Annotated in this window: 23 protein-coding genes; 10 read left to right on the top strand and 13 right to left on the bottom strand. The window is 70.7% G+C overall.

The genetic code is table 11. The features are described from left to right. The first annotated feature begins 215 nt into the window (after positions 1-215). The 6 genes from FBY35_RS03340 to FBY35_RS03360 are packed head-to-tail and all read left to right on the top strand — an operon-like array spanning position 216 to position 5,733. Positions 216-1,448, top strand: a complete 1,233-nt coding sequence (locus FBY35_RS03340) for an acetyl-CoA carboxylase biotin carboxylase subunit family protein (RefSeq protein WP_260848491.1) — start codon at positions 216-218, stop codon at positions 1,446-1,448. A 26-nt stretch (positions 1,449-1,474) separates the two neighbouring features. Beyond that, positions 1,475-1,900 (top strand): hypothetical protein, encoded by a 426-nt coding sequence (locus tag FBY35_RS36015; RefSeq protein WP_160159215.1) that lies wholly within the window; start codon positions 1,475-1,477, stop codon positions 1,898-1,900. Between the two features lies 1 nt (position 1,901). Continuing rightward, positions 1,902-3,197, top strand: a complete 1,296-nt coding sequence (locus FBY35_RS03345; protein WP_160159216.1) for an MFS transporter — start codon at positions 1,902-1,904, stop codon at positions 3,195-3,197. Positions 3,198-3,207: 10 nt separating this feature from the next. Next, on the top strand, positions 3,208-3,660 hold the full coding sequence (locus FBY35_RS03350; protein WP_142212341.1) for a pyridoxamine 5'-phosphate oxidase family protein: 453 nt from the start codon (positions 3,208-3,210) through the stop codon (positions 3,658-3,660). After that, entirely contained in the window at positions 3,657-4,457 is an 801-nt protein-coding gene (locus FBY35_RS03355; protein WP_142212342.1) for a phytanoyl-CoA dioxygenase family protein, read from the top strand. The genes FBY35_RS03350 and FBY35_RS03355 overlap by 4 nt, the downstream gene beginning before the upstream one ends. Before the next feature lie 4 nt (positions 4,458-4,461). Continuing rightward, positions 4,462-5,733 (top strand): ATP-grasp domain-containing protein, encoded by a 1,272-nt coding sequence (locus FBY35_RS03360; protein ID WP_142212343.1) that lies wholly within the window; start codon positions 4,462-4,464, stop codon positions 5,731-5,733. On the opposite strand, the gene FBY35_RS03365 is transcribed toward FBY35_RS03360, so the two are convergent. From FBY35_RS03365 to FBY35_RS03380, 4 genes are all read right to left on the bottom strand, one after another. After that, positions 5,709-7,262, bottom strand: a complete 1,554-nt coding sequence (locus FBY35_RS03365) for an FAD-dependent monooxygenase (RefSeq protein ID WP_160159217.1) — start codon at positions 7,260-7,262, stop codon at positions 5,709-5,711. The genes FBY35_RS03360 and FBY35_RS03365 overlap by 25 nt on opposite strands. Positions 7,263-7,339: 77 nt before the next feature. Next, entirely contained in the window at positions 7,340-8,569 is a 1,230-nt protein-coding gene (locus FBY35_RS03370; protein WP_142212345.1) for a beta-ketoacyl synthase N-terminal-like domain-containing protein, read from the bottom strand. Continuing rightward, a complete protein-coding gene (locus tag FBY35_RS03375; RefSeq protein WP_142212346.1) occupies positions 8,566-9,831 on the bottom strand; it encodes a beta-ketoacyl synthase in 1,266 nt (421 codons plus the stop codon). Before FBY35_RS03375 ends, FBY35_RS03370 begins: the two co-directional genes overlap by 4 nt. A 49-nt stretch (positions 9,832-9,880) precedes the next feature. Continuing rightward, positions 9,881-10,702, bottom strand: coding sequence for an AfsR/SARP family transcriptional regulator (locus tag FBY35_RS03380; RefSeq protein WP_142212347.1), 822 nt, complete (start codon positions 10,700-10,702; stop codon positions 9,881-9,883). A 412-nt stretch (positions 10,703-11,114) separates the two neighbouring features. On the opposite strand from FBY35_RS03380, the gene FBY35_RS03385 reads away from it, so the two are divergent. Then, positions 11,115-12,104, top strand: a complete 990-nt coding sequence (locus tag FBY35_RS03385) for an AfsR/SARP family transcriptional regulator (protein ID WP_142212348.1) — start codon at positions 11,115-11,117, stop codon at positions 12,102-12,104. A gap of 32 nt (positions 12,105-12,136) precedes the next feature. Here the strand turns inward: FBY35_RS03385 and FBY35_RS03390 are convergent, their stop codons facing one another. The 6 genes from FBY35_RS03390 to FBY35_RS03415 form a co-directional block, all read right to left on the bottom strand. Further along, entirely contained in the window at positions 12,137-12,742 is a 606-nt protein-coding gene (locus tag FBY35_RS03390) for a phosphopantetheine-binding protein (protein ID WP_142212349.1), read from the bottom strand. A 23-nt stretch (positions 12,743-12,765) separates the two neighbouring features. Then, positions 12,766-13,593, bottom strand: a complete 828-nt coding sequence (locus FBY35_RS03395) for an AfsR/SARP family transcriptional regulator (RefSeq protein ID WP_142212350.1) — start codon at positions 13,591-13,593, stop codon at positions 12,766-12,768. Positions 13,594-14,012: 419 nt separating this feature from the next. After that, positions 14,013-14,633 (bottom strand): ScbR family autoregulator-binding transcription factor, encoded by a 621-nt coding sequence (locus FBY35_RS03400; RefSeq protein WP_142212351.1) that lies wholly within the window; start codon positions 14,631-14,633, stop codon positions 14,013-14,015. 12 nt (positions 14,634-14,645) lie between these two features. Further along, on the bottom strand, positions 14,646-16,238 hold the full coding sequence (locus FBY35_RS03405; protein WP_399208221.1) for an acyl-CoA carboxylase subunit beta: 1,593 nt from the start codon (positions 16,236-16,238) through the stop codon (positions 14,646-14,648). Positions 16,239-16,335: 97 nt separating this feature from the next. Continuing rightward, complete coding sequence (locus FBY35_RS03410) at positions 16,336-16,545, bottom strand: acyl-CoA carboxylase subunit epsilon (protein WP_142212352.1); 210 nt, start codon at positions 16,543-16,545, stop codon at positions 16,336-16,338. Positions 16,546-16,709: 164 nt separating this feature from the next. Next, the gene (locus FBY35_RS03415) at positions 16,710-17,390 is read right to left on the bottom strand and encodes a ScbR family autoregulator-binding transcription factor (RefSeq protein ID WP_142212353.1); all 681 of its coding nucleotides are present in this window, start codon (positions 17,388-17,390) and stop codon (positions 16,710-16,712) included. Between the two features lie 437 nt (positions 17,391-17,827). Between FBY35_RS03415 and FBY35_RS03420 the strand changes: the two genes are divergently transcribed. Beyond that, positions 17,828-19,642, top strand: coding sequence for an acyl-CoA dehydrogenase (locus FBY35_RS03420; protein ID WP_313904640.1), 1,815 nt, complete (start codon positions 17,828-17,830; stop codon positions 19,640-19,642). Positions 19,643-19,686: 44 nt separating this feature from the next. Here FBY35_RS03420 and FBY35_RS03425 read toward each other — a convergent pair whose 3' ends face one another. Next, positions 19,687-20,739: a methyltransferase gene (locus FBY35_RS03425; RefSeq protein ID WP_142212355.1), complete on the bottom strand. Its 1,053-nt coding sequence runs from the start codon at positions 20,737-20,739 to the stop codon at positions 19,687-19,689. A gap of 377 nt (positions 20,740-21,116) precedes the next feature. Between FBY35_RS03425 and FBY35_RS03430 the strand changes: the two genes are divergently transcribed. After that, the gene (locus tag FBY35_RS03430; protein ID WP_142212356.1) at positions 21,117-22,472 is read left to right on the top strand and encodes a S1 family peptidase; all 1,356 of its coding nucleotides are present in this window, start codon (positions 21,117-21,119) and stop codon (positions 22,470-22,472) included. 30 nt (positions 22,473-22,502) lie between these two features. On the opposite strand, the gene FBY35_RS03435 is transcribed toward FBY35_RS03430, so the two are convergent. Both FBY35_RS03435 and FBY35_RS03440 read right to left on the bottom strand, forming a co-directional pair. After that, entirely contained in the window at positions 22,503-23,072 is a 570-nt protein-coding gene (locus FBY35_RS03435; protein ID WP_142212357.1) for a hypothetical protein, read from the bottom strand. A 74-nt stretch (positions 23,073-23,146) separates the two neighbouring features. Beyond that, positions 23,147-23,488, bottom strand: coding sequence for a hypothetical protein (locus tag FBY35_RS03440; protein WP_142212358.1), 342 nt, complete (start codon positions 23,486-23,488; stop codon positions 23,147-23,149). Between the two features lie 237 nt (positions 23,489-23,725). Between FBY35_RS03440 and FBY35_RS36020 the strand changes: the two genes are divergently transcribed. After that, positions 23,726-23,896 carry a hypothetical protein gene (locus FBY35_RS36020; protein WP_160159218.1) on the top strand — a complete coding sequence of 57 codons (171 nt, stop codon included), beginning with the start codon at positions 23,726-23,728 and terminating at the stop codon, positions 23,894-23,896. The last annotated feature ends 69 nt before the right edge of the window (positions 23,897-23,965 follow it).

Here is a 23,965-nt window from a genome sequence, read left to right on the forward strand (position 1 = left end):
CAGCACCCTCGCGCCTGGCCGGAAATATACGCCGAGGGCAATGACAAGTTTCGGATAGCAATGATAAATCTCGCCGGGGAGTTACAAATCTTTGCCCGTCCGGCGCATCCGGGGCTCTTCCGGGGCTAGCGTCCGAGCGGCGGGCAGTTCAGCCGCAGCCGCATCATTGCTCTCCTTCACGAGAGCCGCGTCGTGAGAGGTACGGGGTGAACTCAGTGGCCGGTACAGAGGAACTTCCGCTGGTCCTCCTTCTGCACAGTGGCGTGCAGAAATTCCGCGAATACCTCCTGTCGATGGCCGCGGGCCATTCCCGTATCTGGCTGTTCCTGGACACCGAGCCCACGTGGGAGCTGCCGTATCTGTGCGGCCACACCGTGGTCGACCTCCATGATTTCGCCGCTCTGCGGGCCGCGGGCCGATCCGTGGCTGCCCGCCACACGGTGGCCGGGGTGCTGTCCTGGAACGAGCTGCTGGTGGAGCAGAGTGCCCGGCTGCAACGGGAGTTGGGCCTGCCGGGTTCCCCGCCCGAGGCCGTGGCGCTGTGCCGCGACAAGCACGGCACCCGGCGGGCCCTCGATGCCGCGGGCGTGCCCCAGGCCCGCTCCGTCCCGGTGGCGTCAGCGGCCGAGGCTCAGCAGGCCGCGGCCCGCATCGGCTTCCCGGTCGTCGTCAAGCCCCGCGGTCTGGGAGCCAGTGTCGGAGTGAGCCGGGCCGCATCGCCCGCAGAGGTCACGGCGGCGTACATCACAGCGGGAACGGTGGCGATGGCCGGCGCGCCGGACTTCGGTGGGAGCGTCCTGGTCGAGGAGTACCTGCTCGGCGAGGAGATCAGCATCGACGCGGCACTGCTGGACGGCGAGCTGACCCCGCTCTACCTCGCCCGCAAAGTCTGCGGATATGAGCCGTACTTCGAGGAGATCGCGCACAGCGTCGACGCCGCTGATCCGCTGCTGGACGATCCCGAGGTGCTGGACGTTCTGCGCAGCGCGCACACGGCGGTGGGCTACCACACGGGGATCACCCACACCGAACTCAGACTCACCGAGGCCGGACCGAAGGTGATCGAGATCAACGCCCGCCTCGGTGGCGATCTCATTCCCCTGGTGGCCTCGTTCGCCTGCCGGGTGGACCCGGGCCAGTGGGCCGTCGCGATCGCCTGCGGCGGCACGCTCCCGCCACCCGAGCGCCGCAGCGGTTGCGCCGCGGTCCGCTTCCTCTACCCCGAACAGGACTGTGTGGCCGCCGGCGTGGAGGTGGACGCGGCGGCGCTGCCCGCGTCCGCGGTACGGGCGCAGGCGCTGGCCGAGCCGGGGCAGGAACTGCTGTTGCCGCCCGCCGGGCACATCATGAGCCGCTACGCCTATGTGCTTGTCACCGGGCATAGCGCCGACATGTGCCGGATCGAGGCCGACAAGGCGGCTCACGCCGTGCGCCTGAGCACCGCGTGAGCCCGAGGGAAAGGCAGTTGCCCGCCATGACGACCCACAGCACGAGGACGAACCGGAAGGCGACCGATCCGGTGACAGCGGCATTTCTGCGCGAGAACGCCGATCCGGACGGCCCGCTGAACACCGCCCTCAAGGTGGCCGGATGGGAGACACCCCCGCCGCGGTGGCGGCGCGCACTGGAGTCGGTCGATGTCTCGGGCGCTGTCGTCCAGGAGCGCGCCCGCACCCGCCCCGAACCCGTCCTCGATCCCGCCACGGGCCGCACCGAGGACTGGCGCACCGTGTGGAGCCTGTTCCTCACTCCGGACGGGCACGCCGGCACCTACGCCCGCGCGCTGCCCGCCCATGCGGGCGCCGTGGTGGGGATGGGCGCCGATCAACGCGCCTGCACCGCGCATGTGTTCACCTACCCGGCTCCCCCAGCGCCCGAGTGCCCCACGGCGGGGGTGTGACATGGGACTGCTGCGGCAACCGGCGTTCCGCCGCCTGTGGGCGGGCCAGGCGGTCACCCAGTTCGGCACGCAGATCAGCATCCTCGCCCTGCCGCTGACCGCCCTGACGACCCTCAACGCCAGCGCGTTCGAGGTGAGCGCCGTTCAGGCCGTGCAGGTCGCGCCGTACCTTCTGATCGGGCTGCCCGCAGGCGCCTGGGTGGACCGGATGCCGCGCAAGCCGGTCCTCATCACGGCGGACCTCGTGCGGGCCCTGGTGCTGCTGACGGTGCCGGTCAGCCACATGCTCGGCGTGCTCACTCTGGCGCAGCTGTACGCGGTCGGGCTGACGATCGGCGCGGCCACCGTGTTCTTCGACATCGCCTACCAGTCCTATCTGCCCGACATCCTGCCCGCCGACGACCTCGCCGAAGGCAACTCCAAGCTGGAACTGGCCCGTTCGGGCGCGCTGGTCGGCGGGCACGCCGCGGGCGGCTGGCTGATCGGGCTGCTGCGCGGGCCCGTGGCGCTGTGCGTGGACATCCTCTCGTTCCTCTTCTCCGCCGTGATGGTGTGGCGCATTCCCGGCCGGCCCCGCCCGCCGGAGCCTGCCGCACGCACGGGCCGGCTTCCGTGCCAGGACATCATCCAGGGCCTGAAGTTCGTCAGACACCACCGGCTCCTGGCCCCCATCACGATCACGTCGTGCCTGACCAATCTGTCGTACGCCATGGTCTCGGCCCTGCTCGTCACGTACGCGACGCGTCAGCTGGGCTTCTCCCCCGCCCGCATCGGCCTGGTCATGGCGCTGTCCAGTGCCGGAATGGTGGGCGGAGCGCTCGCCTCCAGGCGGGCGGCCCGACGCATCGGCACCGGGCCCACCATCGTCGCCGCCTCGCTGCTGTGCGGGGCAGGGCCCCTGCTGCTTCCGCTGGCCGGGTACGCCGCGCCGCACGCCCTGCTGGTCGACGCCCTGCTGGTCGGCGGCCTGCTGATCCAGGCGGTCGGTGCGGTGGTGCTCAACGTCAACCAGGTGAGCGTGCGTCAGGCAGTGACCCCCCGGCTGCTGATGGGACGGATGAACGCCACCGTGCGCTTCGTGTCCTGGGGTGCGCTGCCGGTGGGCGCGCTGCTCGGGGGCGCGCTGGCCCAAGTGGTGGGACTGCACAGCGCGATGTGGCTGTCGGCCCTGGTGGGAGCCCCTGTCTTCCTCGGTCTTGCCCTCTCCGACGTGCGCCGTGTCGGCGCGGACGGCGGCCCGCGTTGCGAGGAGCCCGGTACATTCGCCGCGGTCGGCAGGTCCCGTACACGACGATGAGGAGAACACCATGACTCTCGCACCACCGCGCAGCCGCGAAGAGCGCCGCCGCGATGTTCTCGTGCACTTCGAGAAGGACGTCGACACCTGGGTGTCCACTGCGGACCTGGACGGCGGGCCCTACCTGGTGCCGCTGTCCTTCCTGTGGGACGGCACCTTCTTCTACATCTCCACGGTGCGCTCCTCGCCCACCAGCCGGAACCTCCTCGCAGGCGGCCGGGTTCGGCTCGCGTTCGGCGCGACGCGTGATGTCGTCCTGGTCGAGGGCGCCGCAGCACCCGTTCAACCGGAGGACGAGGGCCCCGAGTTCGGGGACACCTTCGCGCAGAAGACCGGTTTCGATCCGCGTGAGCTGAAGACGCCGTACCAGTACTTCCGTATCAAGCCCCGGCACGTACAGGCGTGGCGGGAGGTCAATGAACTGTCCGGGCGCGACCTCATGCAGGAGGGCAACTGGCTATGACCCACAACGTGACCGATGCCGCCGTCGGCACCCTGGAGGGGAGCGGGTTCGTCCCACTGCCCGGCCTGGTGCCGGCGGCGGGGCTCGCCCGGCTGCGCCGGGCCGCCGGCGTGCTGCGCGAACGCGCCGCCCACCTCGAGTCCTCGGCGGGGGATTTCGTTCTGGAGGCGGCCGGGGTGGGCGGCTGGGTGGCCTGGCAGCGGGGCGATCCGCAGGTCGCCGGGCTGCTGCGCTCGGTGAGCCGGGCCCATCACCACGCTCCGGACCTGGCCCTGCTGCAGGCCGAACTGGACCTGCCCGAGGGCCTGGTGCCCCGGCTGGTGGGCGCGCCGGGTGTGCTGGTGAACTCCTTCCTGTGGGCCAAGCCGCCCCGGCTGGGCTCGGAGAAGCCGTGGCACCAGGACCTGGCGTTCGCTCCCGACGGTTTCGACACCGCCGCGCACAGCGTGGTCACGGTCTGGGTCGCGGTGGAGGCGGCGACCGAGGCCAACGGCGCTCTGCAGTTCATCCCCGGCTCCCACCGGCACGGCCTGTTCGAGCACCGCGGCGTCCGCGAGCGACAGCCCGGCCGGCCGCCCCTCGCGGACGCGGTCGAACCTCATGTGGACCCCGCCGAAGTGCTGCCCGCACCCGCTCCCGTGTCGGTGCCGCTGTCACCCGGTTCGGCGGTCGCCTTCGACGGGATGATGCTGCACCGTTCGGCCCCCAACTCGACGGCGAGCGAGCCGCGGACGGCGATCAGCTTCGTCTACCGGGTGCCCAGGCCGGCCTGGTCCCACCCCGACCGCCGGAGGTAGCGGCATGCCCCTGCACACCATGAACGAGCGGGTCGCCGTCGTCGTAGACGGCTACTCCACCGGAGCGCTGTACGCGCCGGCCTTCGCCGCGTACGGAATCGGCACGGTGCACGTGGAGAACCGGGCGGAGCGTGCCGGAGCCTTCCGCGCCACGTACGCCCCGGAGAGCTACCGGGCGGCGTACGCCTTCGACGGTGACTGGGAGACGCTGCTGCGCTCCCTGGAGCGGCACGATGTCGGATGGGTGACCGCCGGCACCGAATCGGGGGTGGAGCTGGCCGACAAGCTCGCCGCCGTACTGGGCCTCGAGGCGAACAACGAGCCCGCCTCATCGGCCGCGCGCCGGGACAAGCTGCAGATGCAGCAGGCGCTCACCGGCGCCGGTGCGCCGGCCGCCTGGCACGCCGCGGTCACCACCGCCGAGGAGGCGTATGCGGTGACCGCAGGGCACGGCGGCGGGCCGGTCGTCGTCAAACCCCTGCGCAGTGCGGGCACGGACGGCGTGTTCTGCTGTACGGGTCCGCAGGAGGCCGCGGCCGCCGCGGGCAAACTCCTGGGCAGCCGCAGCGTCTACGGCCAGACCAACGCGTCCGTCCTTGTGCAGGAGTATCTGGCCGGCGACGAATACATGGTCAACTGCCTTTCCGCGGACGGGCAGCACACCGTCACCGAGATCTGGCGCTCCGTCAAAACGGTCCTGGCGGGTGCGCCCGTCTACGACTACATCGATCTGGTGCCGCCCCACCACCCCGACGCACAACCCGTCACCGCCTACGTACGAGACGTCCTGGACGCGCTGGGGACCCGCTGGGGTCCCTCCCACACCGAGGTCATCAACACCGCTGACGGGCCACGGCTGGTCGAGAGCGCGGCACGCCCTCAGGGCACCATCGACGTGTCGGCGGTGACGCGGGCGACCGGCCGCAACCCGGTGGCGAACACCGTGCACGCCATGCTCGTCCCCGATCTCTACACCTCCAGGCGGCTGCCGACGGTTCCGCTCGCCGAGGCCCGTGGTGTGAGCTTCATCTGCCCGAGCAGCGGGCGGCTGCGCCGGGACCTGGACTGGTCCCGTCTGCGGACCCTGCCCTCGTACCACAGCATGCTCGCTCCGGCCGGACGCGCGGGTGAGTTCGTCCGTCGCACCAAGGACCTGTTCACCCGGCCGGGCGCCGTCTATCTGATCCACCGGGACCGCTCGGTGGTGGAGCGGGATCACGCCACCATCAGGCAGTGGGAACACGACGGCTTCTACGACATCGAGGTCGACGACTGAGCAGCGGGGCGGTCCCCGTCCACGCCGAACAGATCGGTCCGTACGCGGACTTGGGGCTCGCCGTAGGCGATACGCCGGGTGATCCGCGCTCCGAGCGGTGTGCGCGTGACGAGCCGCGCGGCGCGGGCGCGCAGGAACGCGGCGAGTGGTCCACCGTGGCCGAAGAAGGCGGCGGCCTGCAGGCGCTGCATCCGCAGGACCGCCTCGGCCGCGGGGGCACGAGCCGCCTCGAAGGCGGCGAGGCGCGCTTGTGAACAGTCCCCGGCGCCGATGGCGGCGACGAGCAGCGGATGCAGGACGGCGGAGTCCTGCAGGGCCTGGTTGATGCCCTGTGCGCCGAGCGGGCCGTGGGTGTGCGCGCTGTCCCCCGCCAGCACCAGGCCGTCGCGCACCCACTGATCGGCGCGGGCGGCGAAGACGTCGAGCAGTGTGAGGTCGGACAGCTGTGTGAGATGTTCGCCGATGAGGTCGGCCAAATAGGGCAGGGCGGCGGCCAGTTCGCGCCGGATGTCGTCGATGCCGCGCCCGGCGGCCTGCTGCCAGGTGTGGTGGGGCAGCGTCCAGCCGATCCTGAGCCGGTCCGGCCAGCAGTCGTGGACGAGTACCGCGGCGGTTCCCGCCCGGTGCACCCGCACCCGGCCGGTCGTGCGGCCGGACGCCGGAAGCGCGAACCACACCACGTCCTGGTCGAAGGCCTCGGTGCGGCCGGACGCGATCCCGGCGAGCTGCCGGGTCTTGGAGAACCGTCCGTCGCAGCCCACGACCACCTGGGCCCGTACGGTGATGCGCCGCCCGCCGGGCCCGCTCACCACGGCCCCCGCACACCCACCGTTCCCCTCCCCGTCCGTCTGCAGCAGACTGCTGATGCGGTGCCCGCCCAGGTAGTGGAAGCCGGGCAGCCGGCGGCAGCGGGCCAGCAGTTCGTCGAGCAGATGGCGCTGCGGCAGGGCGAGCAGCCGGTTGTACGGTGCGTCGAGGCGGCGGTAGTCGATGTCCAGGAGCAGCCTGTCCCGCTCAAGGACCTGGAATCCGTCCAGGTCCACGGCGCCCCGGACGCGGGCCGCGTCCAGCACTCCCAGCTGGTCCAGGATGCGCTGGCCGCCGGGCTGAAGGATCTCCCCGTGGAAGTCACGTCCGGCCGAGGGCGAGCGCTCCACCAGCACGACCCTCACCCCTGACCGCAGGAGCATCAGGGTGAGGGCGAGGCCTGCCGGGCCGGCGCCGACCACCACCGCGTCCGTGTGCAATGCGTCCGTGCCGCGGGCGGCCAGGGCCCGGTTGACGAGGTCGATGTACTCGCGGGGGGTCTCGGCCTCGTCGACGGCTTCCTCGTCCAGGGTGAGCCCGTGCTCGTCCTCGATCCGGGCAGAGGTCTGCAGGAGCGCCAGCGAGTCGTACCCGAGGTCGAAGAACGGCACGTCGAGCTTGCTGTCGTCCAGGTCCCCGGCCTCCCCCTCCCCCTCCCCCTCCGCTCCGCCCGCGCATGCACGCAGCAGGGCGCTCAGGTCCGACAGGTCGAACGGTGCCACGGTGGCCTCTCTTCCTGCGTGCTCGGCACGCTCGTGGTGCCCTGGAGGGGTGTACTGCGGGATGCCGGGAGGGGTGGTCAGCCCGGGCCGCGTACGACGGCCGCGGAGTTGAACCCGCCCCTGCCGCGGGCCAGGACCAGCGCGCAGCGCAGTACGCCGCCACGCCGGGGCTCGCCGATCACCAGGTCGAGCGGGCAGTCGTCCGCGGTGCGTTCGGTCGCGGTGGTCGGCGGCACGACGCCGTCGCGCAGGGCGAGCAGGGCGGCGGCCAGATCGAGGGAGGAGCCTCCTGCCAGCAGGCGGCCGGTCATGGTCTTGGGCGCGGTGACCGGGACGCCGTACGGGCCGAACAGTGCGGTGATCGCCTCGGCCTCGGCCCTGTCGGCACCGCGCTCGCCGGCGGCGTCGGCGAACACGACGTCGACGTCGGCGGGACTCACTCCGGCATCCGCGAGGGCCCGTTCGGCAGCCGCGCGCAATCGGGGCACGCCGGGTCCGTCGAAGGTGGCCGCGCATCCTGCCACGGTCCCGTAGCCCGTCGCGCCGCGTGCTTGTGCGGTCTCGGCGTCCTCGATGACCAGCAGTGCGCCGCCCTCCCCCAGGACATGCCCGCAGGCTTCGGGGGCGAACGGACGGTAGGCGAGGGCCGGTTCGGCGACCGTGCTCAGGGTGCCGGCCGCCATGTGCGCGGCCCAGGCCCAGGGGCACAGCGCCGAGTCGACGCCACCGGCCAGCATCAGGCGTGCGCCGTTACGCAGCTCCCGGCGGGCCTGTGCCACCGCGTCCAGGCCGCCCGCCTGTTCGGCGACAACGGCGCCGCCGGGGCCCTGCAGCTGATGCCGGATGGCCAGCTGGCCACCCCCGGCCGCGGGGAACCAGGCGCTCGCGTGGTACACGCTGACGTGCCGTCGCCCCTTGCTCCACAGCGCCTGCAGCTCGCTCTGGCCGAGTTCGACGCCGCCTGCGGAACTGGCCGTGACAGCACCGGCGTTGTTGCCGGCCGACAGGGCCGGGGCGGCGTCCGCGTCGGCCAGGGCTTCGGCCGCCACGGCGAGGGTGAGCCGGGTGATCCGGTCGGTGGCCGGCCGCAGCCGGGCCGGAACGTGGTCCTCGTCCACGAAGCCGTCGATCTCGCCCGCGACCTGTACCGGATAGCCGTCGGCGTCGAATCGGGTGACGGGCCCGATGCCGCTCTCACCACGCAGCACGGCGGCCCACCAGGCGCGGGCGCCCAGGCCGTTGGGGGCTGCGACGCCGATTCCGGTGACGAGGGCGGCGGGCTGCCCGCTGCGGATCCGGGCGCTCATGGGCCCGCTGCCGGACGCGGGCGGGTGAGGAGCACGGCACTGTGGAATCCGCCGAAGCCGCTGCCGACGCCGAGCACCGTGTCGGTGCGCTGCTCGCGGGCGGTCAGCGGGGTGTAGTCGAGGTCGCAGGCCGGGTCGGGGACGCGCAGATTGGCGGTGGGCGGCACCACACCGTGTTCGATGACGAGCGCGCTCGCGCAGACGCCGAGAGAGCCGGCCGCCCCGAGGGCGTGGCCGATCATCGATGCGATGGAGCTGACGGGGATGCGGTAGGCGTGCGAGCCGAAGCTGCGTTTGAGGGCCTCGGTCTCGTACAGGTCGTTCTGCCGGGTGCCTGCGCCGTGGGCGTTGATGTAGTCGACATCTCCGGGGTCGATCCGCGCCTGGTCGAGGGCGGCCCGGACGGTCCGGGCCAGGTCGTGGCCACCCGGGCGCAGCCCGGTCATGTGGTAGGCGCTGCTGCGCCGGGCGAAACCGGCGATCTCGGCGTACATCCTCGCGCCCCGGCGGCGCGCGTGCTCGAACTCCTCCAGGATCAGCACGGCCGATCCCTCTCCGAGCACGAAGCCGTCGCGCGTCCGGTCGAAGGGCCGGGAGGCGGTCCGGGGCTCGTCGTTGCGCCGGCTGGTCACCTTCAGCGCGTCGAAAGCGGCCACGGGGATCGGGGCGACGGGTGCCTCGGTGCCGCCTGCGATCATGACGTCGGCGCTGTCCTCGCGGATCAGGGCGGCTGCGTGCCCGATGGAGTCCAGGCCCGCGGTACAGCCGTTGGACAACAACGTGACGGGCCCCTGCGCGCCGCTGTCCAGAGCCACTTCGGCCGCCAGCGAACTGGGCATGAGGCAGTCGAGAAGGTGCGGCACGGCGCGGGTGTGATCGACGTGCCAGGTGGATCCGCAGTCGCTGACGACTGCGTACTCGGTGCTCAGGTCCGTGACGCAGCCGGCCGCACTGCCGAGCGCGACCCCGGTGCGCAGTGGATCCTCCGTACGGTCCAGGCCGCTGTCGGCGATTGCCTCACGCGCGCTGACCAGAGCGAACTGGGCGGCCCTGTCGAGTCGTTCGACGGCGTCCGGGGTGACATGGTGCTCGGCCGGGTCGAAGGCGGCCTCGGCTGCGATGCGGGAACGGTAGGGGGCGGGGTCGAAGAGCGTGATGGCCCGGGTGGCGGTGCGGCCCGCGGTGAGCAGCGACCAGAATTCCTTGGTGCCCACTGCACCGGGCGCGACCACGCCAAGGCCGGTGACCACGACGCGCCTCATCGTCCCTCACCCACGGCTGACCCTTTGCCGCCTGCCCGGTCGGGCGGCTTCACGCCGCGTACAGGTCGAAGGTCGAGGAGCGCCTGGGGCCTGCGACGACGTCCAGCATCGGGTCGACGGCCAGGATCGCCTGGTGCAGCCGCTGCAGTTGCGGGGAGGGCTCCACGCCCAGGTCCTCGATCAGCCGCCTGCGCAGCCGGCGGTAAACGTCGAGCGCGGAGGCCTGCCGGCCGGAGCGGTAGAGCGCCACCATGGCCTGCGAGTGCAGTCCTTCGTGCTGTGGGTGACGCGCAATCAGGTCGGTGAGTTCGGCGATGAGTTCACCGTGCCGGCCGAGGCGCAGGTCGGCGTCGATGCGGCGTTCCCTGGCGACGAGTCGGCTCTCCTCCAGCCGTGTCACCTCGATCTCCAGGATCGGGCCGACGCGTACGTCCACGAGCGCGGGCCCTTCCCACAGGTCGAGGGCTTCGCGCAGGGAGCGGGCCGCGGTGTGGTCATCGCCCTCTTCGAACGCGTCCTGGCCCTGGGCCACCAGGCTTTCGTACTCGTGCACATCGACCGCCTCGGAGGGGATCTGCAGGAGATAGCCGCCGTAGCGGGTGGCGAGTACGTCCTTCGCCGAGCCCGGCGCATCGGGGCCCATGGCCGTGCCGAGCCGCCTGCGCAACTGCAGGATGTAGGTCTGCAGGGTGGTCAGGGCACTGGGTGGAAGGTCCGTGTTCCATATCTCCTCCATGAGGGTCGGGACCGGCATGACCCGCCCGGGGTACAGGGCGAGCAGGGCCAGTATCTGGCGGGGCTTGCCGGCGGTCGGAACGATCGAGACTCCGTTGACCTCGGCACTCAGTGGACCCAGAACCTTCATCTTCACGATTTCCTCCGTACCTGGCCGGCCTCCGCCGTTTCGAGCCGGTATCCGGGTCGTCGATGCTGTCGCCTCGCGGGACTCCTTGTCCTTTCCACACGAGCCCTGGACGAGAAGAACCGTAACCGCGTTCGACAGCGTTCTCCGTCACACTCCGCCGCCTTTCGAGCCGTTCTCCGGCGGTGCCGTCGCCTCCGTTTCCGGCCCGCGCGCGGCATGCCCCGAACGAGACTCAAGAAACGTTTCATGACACGCTGAGCAGCACTGGTGCCACTCCCGGGCCGCGCGCACGGCATCTATGGTCGACAGGGCGAGGAGTTGCGCGTCATCAATTCCAGGAATCCTTCCACCGGATCGCCGGACGGATCTTTCGTGGAATTCGATACCGGTTCTTTTCTTCTGTGAGAGGAGGGGAGAGATGGAGTTCCGCGTCCTCGGTCCGGTGGAGATCCATGACGAAGGCACCGGTGTGCGAATCGCTGTGGCGGGAGCCAAACAGCGGGCGCTGCTGGGCGCGTTGATCGTGAAGCGCGGACAGGTGGTGTCGGCGCACCGGCTCATCGACGAGCTGTGGGGCCACACCCCTCCGGCGAACGCGACCAATGCGCTGCAGGCTCATGTGATGCGGCTGCGGCGGCTGTTGCCGGTTCCGGCGCCGGGGTCGGGTGAGCCCCACCACGAGTGGATCGTGACCCGCTCGATGGGCTACGTGCTGCGCGCGGGCCGGGCCGGTACCGATGCGGGGCAGTTCCACCAGCTGGCCGCCGAAGGACGCGCTCACGCCGTGACGGACCCCGAGCGGGCGGCCGGCCTGCTGCGCCGGGCGCTGGCGCTGTGGCGGGGGGCGGCGCTGGAGGGCGCCGGGCGCGGGGACATCTGCTCGGCCGAGGCCGCCCAGCTGGAAGAGGTGCGGCTGACAGTGCTGGAGACGCTGTACGACGCGTGTCTGCGCGCAGGACGGCACGGCGATGTCACCGGTGAGCTGGAGGAGCTGACGGCTGATCACCCGATGCGGGAGCGCTTCTACGACCTGCTGATGACCGCCCTGTACCGGTGCGGCAGACAGGCGGAGGCCCTGAGTGTGTACGACCGGGCGCGCAAGCGACTGGTGCACGAGCTGGGGGTGGAGCCGGGGCCCGCGCTGCGCGGCCGTATGGAGGCGATCCTCCACCATGATCCGGGCCTTGAAGCACCGGCGTACCGCGGGCAGGTCGCCACCGTCCACAGGCTGCCCAGCTCCCTCCACGACGCCACCCCGCACGCCGCTGCGGGCCTGGGAGCGAGCGTGCTGAGTCTCAGCGACGAGATCGCACGCCTGCGCAGCCACGTCGAGCGGCTCGCGCGCGAACAGCAGCATCTGATGCACCGCTTCGACCAGTTGACGGCCCCACCCGCGGCCGGACAGTGAAGGGTTTCGCGCGTGGGCGCTCGCGGGGCCGCTCAACGTGTCCAGGCCGCCGACGGCCCGGGAGCCAGGGCGGCGGTGCTCGCCGCGACATGGGCCGCCAGGGCGGACAGGCTCGGGTGGTCGAACAGGACGGCGGGCCGTGCCTGGAGCCCGTACGCGCCGTTGACGAAGTCGAGGAACTCGGCGCCCAGTACGGGGTCCAGGCCCAGGCTGCGGAAGGTGGCTTCGGTGTCGATGTCGAACACGTCGCAGCAGAGCGTCTCGGCGAGCTGCTCGCGCAGGACGCTGAGGACGTCGGACCTCTTTCCGCTCGCCCTGCCCGCCGCGGACACAACCGGCCTCGGCTCGGGCACGGCCCGCTCTGCGAACGGTCTGGGCGGCGGGGCGCCCGTCAGCTGGGTGGCGACATGCCGGGAAAGGGCTGCGGGCGTGGGGTAGTCGTCGAGTTCGGCGACGTCGATGTCGCATCCGCAAGCGGCGTTCAGCAGGGCCACGAACTGGGCGCCGAGCAGGGCGTCGACGCCCAGCATCCAGAAGGTCAGGTCCGGTTCGATGTCCGCGGCATCCCGGTAGAGCAGCCGGGCCAGCACCTGTGTAGCCTGCCGGAGGGACAGGGCCTCGGCGTCTTCCGGGCTCATGGTGCGAGGCGGGGCGGTGCCGGTCAGCGCACGCGAGCCGGTACGCGCGTGCCGCGTCCCGGACCCCCGGGCGCCGGGGCGTCGGGCTGGGCCATGAGGATGGAGCGCTGCAGCCGGCCCAGCGCGGCCGACGGCTCCAGGCCGAGCTCCGCGACCAGGGTGTTGCGCAGCCGCTGGTAGGCGTTGAGTGCCTCGCCGCGCCGTCCGGAGCGGTGCAGGGCGAGCATGAACTGCCCGTGCAGGCTCTCGTGGGTGCGGTACCGGCTGACGAGCACGGTCAGTTCGGACAGGAGTTCCCGGTGGCGTCCGAGGCGCAGATCGGCCTCGATCCGCTGGTCGAGGGCGCACAGCCGGGCTTCCTCCAGCCGCTCGATCTCCATGCCGATCTGGCATCCTGCCTGTACATCGGCCAGGGCGGGCCCCGACCACAGGGACAGCGCGTCCCGCAGCCGTGCCGCCGCCTGGGAGTAGTCCTCGGCGTCCATGGCCCGGTACCCGGCACCGGCGCGGCGCTCGAATTCACGGAAGTCGACGGTGCCGCCCTCGGTCTCCAGGCGGTAGCCGCCGGGAAGGGTGACCAGGACACTCTTGGCGCTGCGCCCTTCGTCGGGGCCGACGGCCAGGGCCTCGCCGATGAGGTCACGCACCTGGAGCACATAGGTCTGCAGAGTGGTGCGCGAGCTGCGTGGCGGATTCTGGCCCCACAGCTCCTCCACCAGCTGGGAGACCGGGACCAGTTGGTCCGCGTTCAGCGCGAGCAGGGCCAGAACCTGCCGTGGCTTGGGCGCGGAGGGCGCGATCGACCGTCCCTTCTCCCGCACCGACAGCGCCCCCAGCACTTCGATGTTCATGTTTCTCCCCCAACGTCGGGCATGCAGGGTCAGGTGTGTGAACTCACCGCGTCCGCCCCGCAGATGCAGTTGCGGCACCTGTCGTACACGAACATGACGATTAAAAAACAGCACGGTCGGTTTGTCAATCCTGGAACGGTCGCTTCCGCGAGCTTCACCGCCGGCGACCTACGGTCGGTTTCCGGCCGATGCCGATCTCGTCGCACAAAGGTGCGCATCCCTTGCACGCAAGGCGTGTCAGGGGTGCGCATCGTGGCGGATGGGGCAGGCGGCGAGGGCGCGGAGGTATCCGGATGGGCTCATCACAAGCCATCCGGGCGCTTCGCACGGGCACGCGTCGCAGGCCCAATGGAGCCCTGAAAACAAACCAGCTTGACGGTTTAGTGTCTGGTTGCTCGTGATGGGTGAGAGGGATGGTTCTACGGCCGGGGCGCGCCCTCGGCCGTGAGTCCTGCGAGCACCGATGCGACGGCGAGCCGTGGCAGCAGCAGCTCCCAGAACCGGGTGACGGTGGGTGAGGAGCGCCAGGCGGAGTCTCGCGCGCCGAGCACCTCGAAGCCCACCGTGGCCGCCACCACCGCCGTCACCACGTCCTGCGGTGCGACCGTCCGGTGCAGTTCTCCCTCCCCCTCGGCGTTGTGGAGTGTCCGCGTGACCCACTGCTGCCAGTGGCGGCGCAGGTCGTGCTCGCCGGCAGCGGCACCGCTGAGTTCGAACCCGGCCCTCAGCACCACGTCCTCGCCCAGGCCGCGGATGAGCCGGTGCGAGGCGTTGACCAGCAACTGCAGAGGGCTCACCGGCTCGACCGCCTGCTCCTCACCCGCCGTGATCCCGTCCAGACGCTCCAGGGCCGCCTCCTCGACGGCCCCGGCGAGCTGGGCCTTGGTGGCGAAGTGGAAGTGCAGCGCGCCGGCGCTCACCCCCGCGAGCGAGCAGATCGTGGTGAGCGAGGCCACGGTGAAGCCTTCCCGGTCGAAGACCTCAGCCGCGGATCTGATCAGTGCTTCACGGGTACGCGCCGCGCGTTCCTGCTTGACCATCGAACTGCTCCGTCACTGCGGGGGGTTGCCGTGTTTGCGGGAGGGCAGGTCGGCGTGCTTGGTGCGGAGCATGGCGAGGGATGCGATCAGCACCCCGCGGGTCTCGGCCGGGTCGATGACGTCGTCGACCAGACCGCGCTCGGCGGCGTAGTAGGGGTGCATCAGCTCGGCCTTGTACTCCTTGACCATGCGCACCCGCATCGCCTCGGGGTCCTCGGCATCGGCGATCTGCCGGCGGAAGATGACATTGGCGGCACCCTCGGCGCCCATCACCGCGATCTCGTTCGTCGGCCACGCGTAGGTCAGGTCCGCGCCGATGGACTGGGAGTCCATCACGATGTACGCCCCGCCGTACGCCTTGCGCAGGATCAGCGAAATACGCGGCACCGTGGCATTGCAGTACGCGTACAGCAGCTTGGCGCCGTGCCGGATGATCCCGCCGTGCTCCTGGTCCACCCCCGGCAAGAAGCCGGGCACGTCCAGCAGCGTAATGATCGGGATGTTGAAGGCGTCGCACATCTGCACGAACCGGGCCGCCTTCTCGGAGGCCTCGATGTCCAGCACCCCCGCCAGCGACTGCGGCTGGTTGGCCACGATGCCCACCACCTGCCCGTCCAGGCGGGCCAGGGCGCAGATGATGTTGCGGGCCCAGCGTTCGTGGATCTCCAGGTAGTCGCCGTCGTCGACGAGCTCCTCGATCACCTTGTGCATGTCGTAGGGCCGGTTGCCGTCCGCGGGAACCAGGTCCAGCAGCGCCTCGCCACGCCGGTCCGCGGGGTCCTCGGCCGCGACGGACGGCGGGTTCTCCCGGTTGTTGGACGGCAGCATCGCCAGCAGGTAGCGCACCTCGGCGATGCAGGTCTCCTCGTCGTCGTACGCGAAGTGCGCGACACCCGAGGTCTCGGCGTGCACGTCCGCGCCGCCCAGCCCGTTCTGCGTGATCTCCTCGCCGGTCACCGCCTTGACCACATCCGGGCCGGTGATGAACATCTGCGAGGTCTCCCGCACCATGAACACAAAGTCGGTCAGCGCCGGACTGTAGGCAGCCCCGCCCGCGCACGGGCCGAGCATCACCGAGATCTGCGGAATCACCCCCGACGCGCGGGTGTTGCGCTGGAAGATGCCTCCGTACCCGGCCAGCGCCGAGACACCCTCCTGGATCCGGGCCCCCGCGCCGTCGTTCAGCGACACCAGCGGCGCACCCGCCGAGATCGCCATGTCCATAATCTTGTGGATCTTCGTCGCATGAGCCTCACCCAGCGCCCCGCCGAAAATCCGGAAATCATGCGCGTACACGAACACCGTGCGGCCCTCGACCGTGCCCCACCCGGTGATCACACCATCCGTGTACGGCTTCTTCGCCTCCAGACCGAACCCCGTCGCCCGATGCCGGCGCAACTGCTCGACCTCATGGAACGACCCCTCATCCAGCAGCAGCCCGATCCGCTCCCGCGCCGTCAGCTTGCCCTTCGCATGCTGCGCCTCGGTCGCCCTCTCACTCGGCCCACGACGGGCCTCCTCACGAAGGGCATGCAGCTCCGCCACACGTCCCCGGGCATGGACCGCCTCCACGCGGACCGGGGCGGTGTCACTCAGCAGCGTCACAACGGGTCCTTTCTCCGGCGCAGGTGCGTCCGGTCCGGACGCAGCCCCCAAAACAAACCGCTTGTGCGGTGTGTCCACTTCAACGTCCACGGGCGGCTCACTGCCAGCTGTGCGGAGCGCGGTAGGCAGCCAGGCCCTCCCAGCGCCGCCGGTCTGCGGCGGGCCGCCGCTCCCCGGCGCACTCCACGTGGGCCTTCTGCCCGGCGAGCAGCGAGAGCAACACCACGGTCACGGCGGCCAGTTCGTCCGCCTCGGCCAGTCCGCGCTCGACGCGCACCACGTGATCGGTTCCGTGTTCAGCCTTCACAGCGGCCTCCCTTCCTCCCCGCCACGGTCGGCGGCGATCCTCAAGAAGGGCTCGGATCCCGCTCGACAACCTCTCGGGGACCCGTCTCGGCGGCAGGGAGACACCGCACAACAGAGAACTCCGCCCGCCGCGAGGGCTGCGGAGTTCCCCTCCAACGGACAGCGCTACGCGGTCGCAGCGACTTCCTTCTCCTGGCGGAGCTTCATGGCCTCCTCGTACACCTTGGCCCCCCTGCCCGGGGAGAAGTCGAGGCGCACCAGCACCCCCGGAACCGCGATCGCGGCCATCAGGTGCCGGTAGAGCTCCGACACGCGCTCCAGCATGTCCTCGTGTCTGGTCATGATGCTCGACAGCACCTGCACGCCGGTGAACGCCCCGACGAACATCGTCGCGACGGTGGCCAGGTCGGTGTGGGGCAGGAGCTCGCCGTCCGCCTTCGCCTGTTCGAAGAGGCTCAGACTGTGGTCGGTCCAGGCCTGCATCGGCACACGCCGGTCCAGGCCGTCCTTGGACGACCCCTGCTCCACGGTGAGCCGAACGCTGCCCCGCACAATCGGCTCATGCTCCCTGAGCAGGTAGGAAAGCAGCAAGGCCTCGTCCACGGCCCGCTGCAGGCTCAGGTCCCGGGGAGGCAACTCCGGTAGCGCGCCGAGCTGTTCACCCAGCACCTCCTGGGCCAGATCTTTCTTGGAGGCGTAGTGGAAGTACAGCGCTCCCTTGGTCACTCCCGATCTCTTGAGGATCTCAGAGATCGTCGCTGCTTCGTATCCGACCTCATCGAACACCTCGGCCGCCGCGACCAGGATCGTCTGCCGCGTTCGAGTGGCCCGTTCTTGGCGCGCCACAGTACACCTCCGTACCCCCCGTCACACCCGGACATGACGGATGCCCCCCGCGCCGGCCACCGGCCGACGAGAGGCGCCGGAGCAGGCGGGCAACATGCCTGCCTGCGCTTGCCGTTCGCCCGCCCCGCCACCGGACGGCGTGGACTGGTCGGTCCGGCCCTCGCTCCCGGGCAGGGGTGCGAACAATCCCCACAATAAAACCAAGCGTCCGGTTTTTCAAGGCGTCCGGACGGTCGTCTTCCGGTCATACGGGGCCCAACGCCACATAGATGACCTGGGACTTCCCTCGATTCCTTGCAAAAAACCGGTTGGGCCGTATCTTTATGGGCCACTGAACTTCCTTCCCTGACTCGACGTCTCTGCGGAGAGGTCCCATGACCCTGCTGACGTTCCAGAAGGATGACCATCCCCAGACCGCGGGGAGACCACTCCCGCGCGTGGGGTCCGAAACCGTAGCCCCGGCCACGGCCGCCGAAGAACTGGCGCATCTGCTCTTCGACCAGGAGGACCGGGAACGCGTCCACGGCACCTGGCGCGCACTCATCGGCGGCGAGGAGTTCCGTTACCGCCCGGGGCTGTCCGAAGAACAGCGCATCGCACGCTCCTACGCCCGGCTGCGCCTGCTCAACGGCGCGCTGGACAGTCCCGAGGCGCTGGCGGGCGACCCCCGCCGGCTGGCCAGCCTGCACGAGTGGACGGGGGTGGTGGACGCGGCGCTGGGAACGGTGGCGGGGATCCATTACAACCTGTTCCTGGGCAGCCTCCTCGACCACGACCCCGAACGCCGCCGCAACTTGTCGGAGTTCACCTCCATGCAGCGCACCGGAACGTTTCTGTGCACGGAGCTCGATCACGGCAACGATGTCGCCGGCCTGGAGACCACCGCTGCCCTCGACCGCGCCTCCGGAGGCTTCGTACTGCACACACCCACTCCCGGTGCACAGAAGTTCATGCCGAACACCAGCATGATCGGCGGCCCGAAGAGCGCGGTCGTGGCCGCGCGGCTCCTCATCGACGGTCAGGACCAGGGCGTCTGCCTGTTCCTGACACCGCTGAGCGATGAACACGGTCCGCTGCCCGGCGTCCGGATCCGGATGCTGCCGGAGCGGACCGGCGTGCCGCTGGATCACTGCCTCACGTCGTTCGACCAGGTGCGACTGCCGCGCGAGGCGCTGATGGAGGCCGATCACGGGCGCTTGGACCGCGACGGGCTCGTCACCGGCAGCCTGGGCAGTCGGCGACGACGATTCCTGCGCTCGATCGGCCGCGTCACCGTGGGCAAACTCTGCCTCAGCGCCAAGGCCGTCGGTGTCTCGCGGGCGGCCCTGACCATCGCGGTTCGCTATGCGCACCACCGCCACATCAGCGGGCCCAGGGCGGGCGAGCGGGTGCCTTTGGCCGCACATCGCAGTCATCACGGCCGGCTGTTGTACGCGCTGTCCAAGGCGTACGCGATGACCTTTCTGCACCGTACGGTCGTCACCCACTGGTCCCAGCACACCCCCGAGGACCGGGCCGAGGCCGAGCGGATGACCGCCATCGCGAAAGGCTGGATCACCTGGCAGGCCCGCGACATCACACTCGAATGCCGCGAACGCTGCGGCGCCCAGGGCCTGTTCCCCGCCAACGGCCTTGCCGACTTCCCGCTGAACCTGGAGAGCTCGATCACCGCGGAGGGCGACAACCTGGTGGTCTGGGTCAAGGCCGCGTCCGAGATGGTCTTCGGCCACCAGACCACCCGGCCCGGCTCGCATCGCCATTCCGGAATCGCCGAAAAGGATCTCGACGACCTCGGTTTCCTGCGGGCCCTGCTCGGCGACGTGGAAGGCATATGGCAGTTACGCGCGCGGGCCGCCGTGCGCAGGGCCCCGGCGAAAAGCCCGCTGAACCGGTGGAACGCCGCGTCCTCGGCCGGGCTTGAGATGGTCTCCACCCACGCCGGCCTCAACGCCACCGACGCTTTCATAGCCGCCGCCGCCCGGGCCACCGACCCGACTGCGGCACGCCTGCTGCACGGGCTGTGCAGGCTGTTCCTGCTGCAACAGCTGTGCGCGCACACGGGCGACCTGCTCGCCGAAGGCGCCCTGAACAGCCATCATGTCCGCGCCTGGTCCAACGCCATGGAGGAGGCCATCGCCGACCTGGCCCCCCACATGATGACCCTGGTCGATGCCTTCGACCTGCCCGGCGAATTCCTCTCCGCCATCCCCATCGCCAGCGGCGGCTACCTCGACCGCGTCCTGGAGGACTGACGGCCCCGTCCCCGCCCCGGCATCCTCCGGGGCGGGGCGGCCCTTCAGCCCGCGGCCGCCTCGATGACCCCGGCGTGCGGCGAGACCGGAATCACCCGGGTCACCATGAGACCCGCACGGTCCAGCAGCGCCTCGTACTCGTCCTTCGTACGCCCCTTGCCGTTCAGCACGGTCATCATCATCGCGTCGACGCTTTTGCCGGGATGGGGCGCGTTCCCCTGCGGGATCAGCGCGTTGACGACCAGCAGCCTGGCGTGGTCCGCCATGGCGCGGCGGCACTCGGCAAGAATGCGCACCGCCTCCTTGTCGGGCCAGCTGGCGAGGACGTGCTTGAGGAGGTAGACGTCGCCGCCGTCGGGCACCGCGTCGAAGAAGCTGCCCGCCACCGCGCTCCAGCGCCCGGCCAGCCCCGGCACATCCAGCACATGATCGGCGACCACCGAGGGCAGCTCGAACAGCACGCCTGTCAGCCGCGGATGCCGCAGCAGCACTGCCCGCAGCAGTCCGCCGCGTCCACCGCCCACATCGACAACCTGCCCGGTGCCGCCGACGGCTGCGGAGAAGTCGTAGGCGCGGGCGACATCGTCGCTCAACGTGTCGGAGAAGGCGGCCATGCCGGCGTTGAAGCGTGCGGCCAGTGCGGGATCGGCCGCGAGATAGTCGTAGAAGGGGACGCCGAAGAGATCCTCGAAGACGGTGCCGCCGGTGCGTACCGCTTCGTGAAGCCGGCCCGCGGGGCGCCAGAAGATGTCCTCGCCCCGCATCAGGACGAAGTCCCGCAGCGAACGAGGGGCATCACAGCGCAGGGCATCAGCGAGCGGCGTCAGATGAAAACGCCCGGCGCCGTCCTCCCGGAAGACCCCCTTGGTCGCCAGATACCGCAGCACCCGCCGCAGACTCGGCCCGTCCACACCGGCCGACTCGGCCAGCTCGCCACACGTACGGGGACCCCCGGCGAGCAGATCCGCGATACGGAACCGGGCCGCGGTATGCAGCGCCGCCGAGTACACATACCCCACGGCCAGCTCGAACAGCTCTCCGGAAAGGTCCTCTTCGACACCCACCTCGTCCGAAGCCCCGGAACGAACACCACTCATCGGCCCACACCCCTCCGCCCCACGAACTCGGCACTCGTGGAGCCAGCCTCGATCACCGCCGTCGCAGCCGACTCGACGCGCGCTCGACGAACGCCCGTGGGGCTCAGCCGGGGTCGCGTCCGATCAGACCGAGCAACTACTCACGACGGGACCTCCGCCTCGCGCCTGCGGGCCGGCCCCAGTGTGGCGCGCCCTCGGTTCGCCGGCCGCCGCGGCCGCCTTCGCCGAGTTGTACATCGGCAAGGACACCGACTACTGACCTCCAAAGGCCGCGCGATGAACCGCGCGGCACTGCGCCACGTATGAGAGGAGGGCTCCCGACGTCCGGGCCCCCGGCGTTCCACAGCGCCGTCCCGGAACGACTGAGGGGCCAGCAGATGACGCATGCACGACGCAGGCTGCAGCGGTTCGCGCGGCTGGCGGCAGTCGGCGGACTGCTCTGCGGCGGGCTGATGATCACCGATGCCGTGGCGAGCGAAGGCTCCGCCCCGAGAGGGGGCTCGGGCGGCACCTTTGAGAACACCGGCCTGGGCGCACGTCTCGTGTCGGAGCTCGGCATGTCCCGTACCGCCGGCAACTGGATCGGCGAGGACGGGCGACAGGTCGTCGCGGTGACCGACGCGGACGCGGCGGCCGAGGTCGAGCGGGCGGGGGCACGCGCCAAAGTCGTCCGGCACAGCATGAGCCGGCTTCGCTCGGCCACGCGGACCCTGAGCGAAGCCCCCCGGGTGCCAGGCACCGCATGGGCCGTGGACTACGCCTCCAACAAGGTCGTGGTGCAGGCCGACAGCACCGTCTCGGCCACCGACTGGTCACGCATGTCCGGCGTCGCCGAAGGGATCGGCGGCTTCGTACAGATGCGGCGCACCACCGGCGCCTTCACCACCAGGGTCAACGGCGCCGAGCCGATCCTCGCTCCCAACGGCCGCTGCTCCGCGGGCTTCAACGTGACCAACGGCCGGGACAACTTCGTGCTGACAGCCGGGCACTGCGGCCCCGTCGGCACCAGCTGGTTCAAGGACAAGCGAGGCAGCCAGCCGCTCGGCGCCACCACCGCCAGCAGCTTCCCCGGCACCGACTTCTCGCTCATCCAGTACCGCAACGGCGAGACCCCCGGCGGAGCCAACGTCGTGAACATCGGCGGCGGCAAGGGAGTCCGGATCACCGGGGCAGCCGACCCCGCGGTCGGCCAGCAGGTCTTCCGCAGCGGCAGCACCACCGGACTGCGCTCCGGTCGCGTGACCGGGCTGAACGCGACGGTCAACTACCCCGAAGGCACCGTCAGCGGGCTGATCGAGACGACGGTCTGCGCCGAGCCCGGGGACAGCGGTGGCCCGCTGTTCGCGGAGGGGCTGGCGCTCGGGGTGACGTCGGGCGGCAGCGGCGACTGCAGCACGGGAGGGACCACGTTCTTCCAGCCGGCGACCAAGGCGATGACGGCCCTCGGTGTGAACCTGACGGGCGGCACCGCTCCCGCACAGGGCAGTGGCGCGAGCGCGGCCCCCCTCAACCCCGCGGCTCTGCCGCCGGCTCCCGCGGGAGCCGGCACACCGCCCGGGCCGGGGCAGGCGAGCGGCCCCGACGAGGTCACCGGAATCATCAGTGCCCGGGCACTGGCACCGGGACTCGTCGTCCTCGTGGTGAGCCTCGTCGGGCTGATCGCCACCCGCTCGATCTGGTCCGCTCAGGACCGCCGCCGCTACCGAACGCACTACTCACAGAGCTGGGGCTGACCCGCAGTCAGGGCCTGAAGGCGGGGAGGGCTACCAGTCCTTCTCGACGCCGCCCATCTTCGCGCTGACCAGGACGCTCACCCGGCCCTTGTCGTCGTACACCTCCCGGCGCCACCTGGCAAAGGCGTCGGCCACCCGGTTCATGTCCTTGTCCGAGCCGTGGGCGGCCTGCATCCAGACCTTCGCCTCGTTGGTGTCCCCCACCTTGCGGATGACGACCTTGACCGCCATCGGGCCCAGGGCGTCGTCGGTCTTGTCCTTGTTCGAGGCGAGGTGCCTGCGGAAATCGGCCTTGGCGTCGTACCAGCCCGCCATCTCCTCCTCCGAGCTGATCACCGGCTCGCCGTCGCCCTCGGTCGTCAGATCGGGCCGAGCCGCTCCCGACTCGTCGGTCGTCCGATCCGTCGTCTCATCGGCCGTGTCGTCCGTTGTCTCATCGGTGCTGCCCTGGGCCGCTCCCGACTGTCCCTGTGCGGAACCGCCGGCCACCACGGTGCTCGGCTTCTGCTTCTCCTGTCCGCACGACACCAGCAGCCCGCAGCAGAGCAAGGCCACCACAGTCACGGCACCGGAGCGGCGCACACCTCGACCCGTCGTCATCAGGACTCTCCCCCGTCGCGTGTTGTTACCCACTGTCCAGATGGGTGCGGCGCCGGTTCCGTTCCACGCGGTCTTCAGTGAACGAGGGTGTAGCTGCCCCACGGCTCGGCGTGGGGCACGATGCTGTCGCTGACGGTCGTCGCCAGATACGTCGTCAGGTCCCCGGAACAGTCCTCGTTGGGGTAAAGAATCAGGTCCACGAGGGTGTTGTTGGCGACCTCGGTCGCACCGGCGGGCCCGAAGCGGTGGCAGCCGTTGACCGAGGGGTTGGACACGGTCACCACGCGCTCCTCCTCGGTCAGGTAGGAAACAGTGCCCACCGCGTTGCGGCCGAGGTCGGAGCAGCCCGCGACGGCGATGGTCAGGAGTGCTGCCCCGGCGGCAATGCCGAGACGCCGGTGATCGGTCACGGACATGAGCGGCGTTCCTCGTCTGTGCGGAAGCGTCCTGGCAGGTCCTGGAAGAATCCTGGTGGAGGCCACCTTGCCGGGTTCCGGGCCGCACGGCATCCGGTGAGCGGCCGGCCGGGCTACAGCGCCGGCTTCGTCGCCAAGAAGGTCTTGGGCGAACGCGGCCTTCTGCCAGTAGTCCACCCGGGGCACCCGTGACGTCGCGGGGCGTCGGCCGTTGACCACGGTATGAAGAAGCGAAGCATGGCTGCTGTTGCGTCCCTCGTCACCGGTGTCGTCGCCTCCCTCATCACCCCGTCCCCCAGCGCTCACGCCGCCGCACTCGGTGAGTCCCTGGGCCTTCCGGTCGCCGTGCCGACCGTCGCGGACGGTTCACTCGAAGGTGTTGACGACATCCTCCCGACGGCTGAATGACCGTGTCCCCCCGACCGGCACACCACGAGGTCACAGCCCCCCGGCTGTGACCTCGTGGACTCCGTGACG

The sequence above is a fragment of the Streptomyces sp. SLBN-118 genome (assembly GCF_006715635.1).
GTDB lineage: Bacteria > Actinomycetota > Actinomycetes > Streptomycetales > Streptomycetaceae > Streptomyces.

Bases quoted from the DNA above. Each gene is read 5' to 3' on its own strand.
- FBY35_RS36015 (WP_160159215.1), top strand. From the start codon at position 1,475: ATGACGACCCACAGCACGAGGACGAACCGGAAGGCGACCGATCCGGTG.
- FBY35_RS03345 (WP_160159216.1), top strand. From the start codon at position 1,902: ATGGGACTGCTGCGGCAACCGGCGTTCCGCCGCCTGTGGGCGGGCCAG.
- FBY35_RS03350 (WP_142212341.1), top strand. From the start codon at position 3,208: ATGACTCTCGCACCACCGCGCAGCCGCGAAGAGCGCCGCCGCGATGTT.
- FBY35_RS03355 (WP_142212342.1), top strand. From the start codon at position 3,657: ATGACCCACAACGTGACCGATGCCGCCGTCGGCACCCTGGAGGGGAGC.
- FBY35_RS03360 (WP_142212343.1), top strand. From the start codon at position 4,462: ATGCCCCTGCACACCATGAACGAGCGGGTCGCCGTCGTCGTAGACGGC.
- FBY35_RS03370 (WP_142212345.1), bottom strand. From the start codon at position 8,569: ATGAGCGCCCGGATCCGCAGCGGGCAGCCCGCCGCCCTCGTCACCGGA.
- FBY35_RS03375 (WP_142212346.1), bottom strand. From the start codon at position 9,831: ATGAGGCGCGTCGTGGTCACCGGCCTTGGCGTGGTCGCGCCCGGTGCA.
- FBY35_RS03385 (WP_142212348.1), top strand. From the start codon at position 11,115: ATGGAGTTCCGCGTCCTCGGTCCGGTGGAGATCCATGACGAAGGCACC.
- FBY35_RS03390 (WP_142212349.1), bottom strand. From the start codon at position 12,742: ATGAGCCCGGAAGACGCCGAGGCCCTGTCCCTCCGGCAGGCTACACAG.
- FBY35_RS03395 (WP_142212350.1), bottom strand. From the start codon at position 13,593: ATGAACATCGAAGTGCTGGGGGCGCTGTCGGTGCGGGAGAAGGGACGG.
- FBY35_RS03400 (WP_142212351.1), bottom strand. From the start codon at position 14,633: ATGGTCAAGCAGGAACGCGCGGCGCGTACCCGTGAAGCACTGATCAGA.
- FBY35_RS03425 (WP_142212355.1), bottom strand. From the start codon at position 20,739: ATGAGTGGTGTTCGTTCCGGGGCTTCGGACGAGGTGGGTGTCGAAGAG.
- FBY35_RS03430 (WP_142212356.1), top strand. From the start codon at position 21,117: ATGACGCATGCACGACGCAGGCTGCAGCGGTTCGCGCGGCTGGCGGCA.
- FBY35_RS03435 (WP_142212357.1), bottom strand. From the start codon at position 23,072: ATGACGACGGGTCGAGGTGTGCGCCGCTCCGGTGCCGTGACTGTGGTG.
- FBY35_RS03440 (WP_142212358.1), bottom strand. From the start codon at position 23,488: ATGTCCGTGACCGATCACCGGCGTCTCGGCATTGCCGCCGGGGCAGCA.
- FBY35_RS36020 (WP_160159218.1), top strand. From the start codon at position 23,726: ATGGCTGCTGTTGCGTCCCTCGTCACCGGTGTCGTCGCCTCCCTCATC.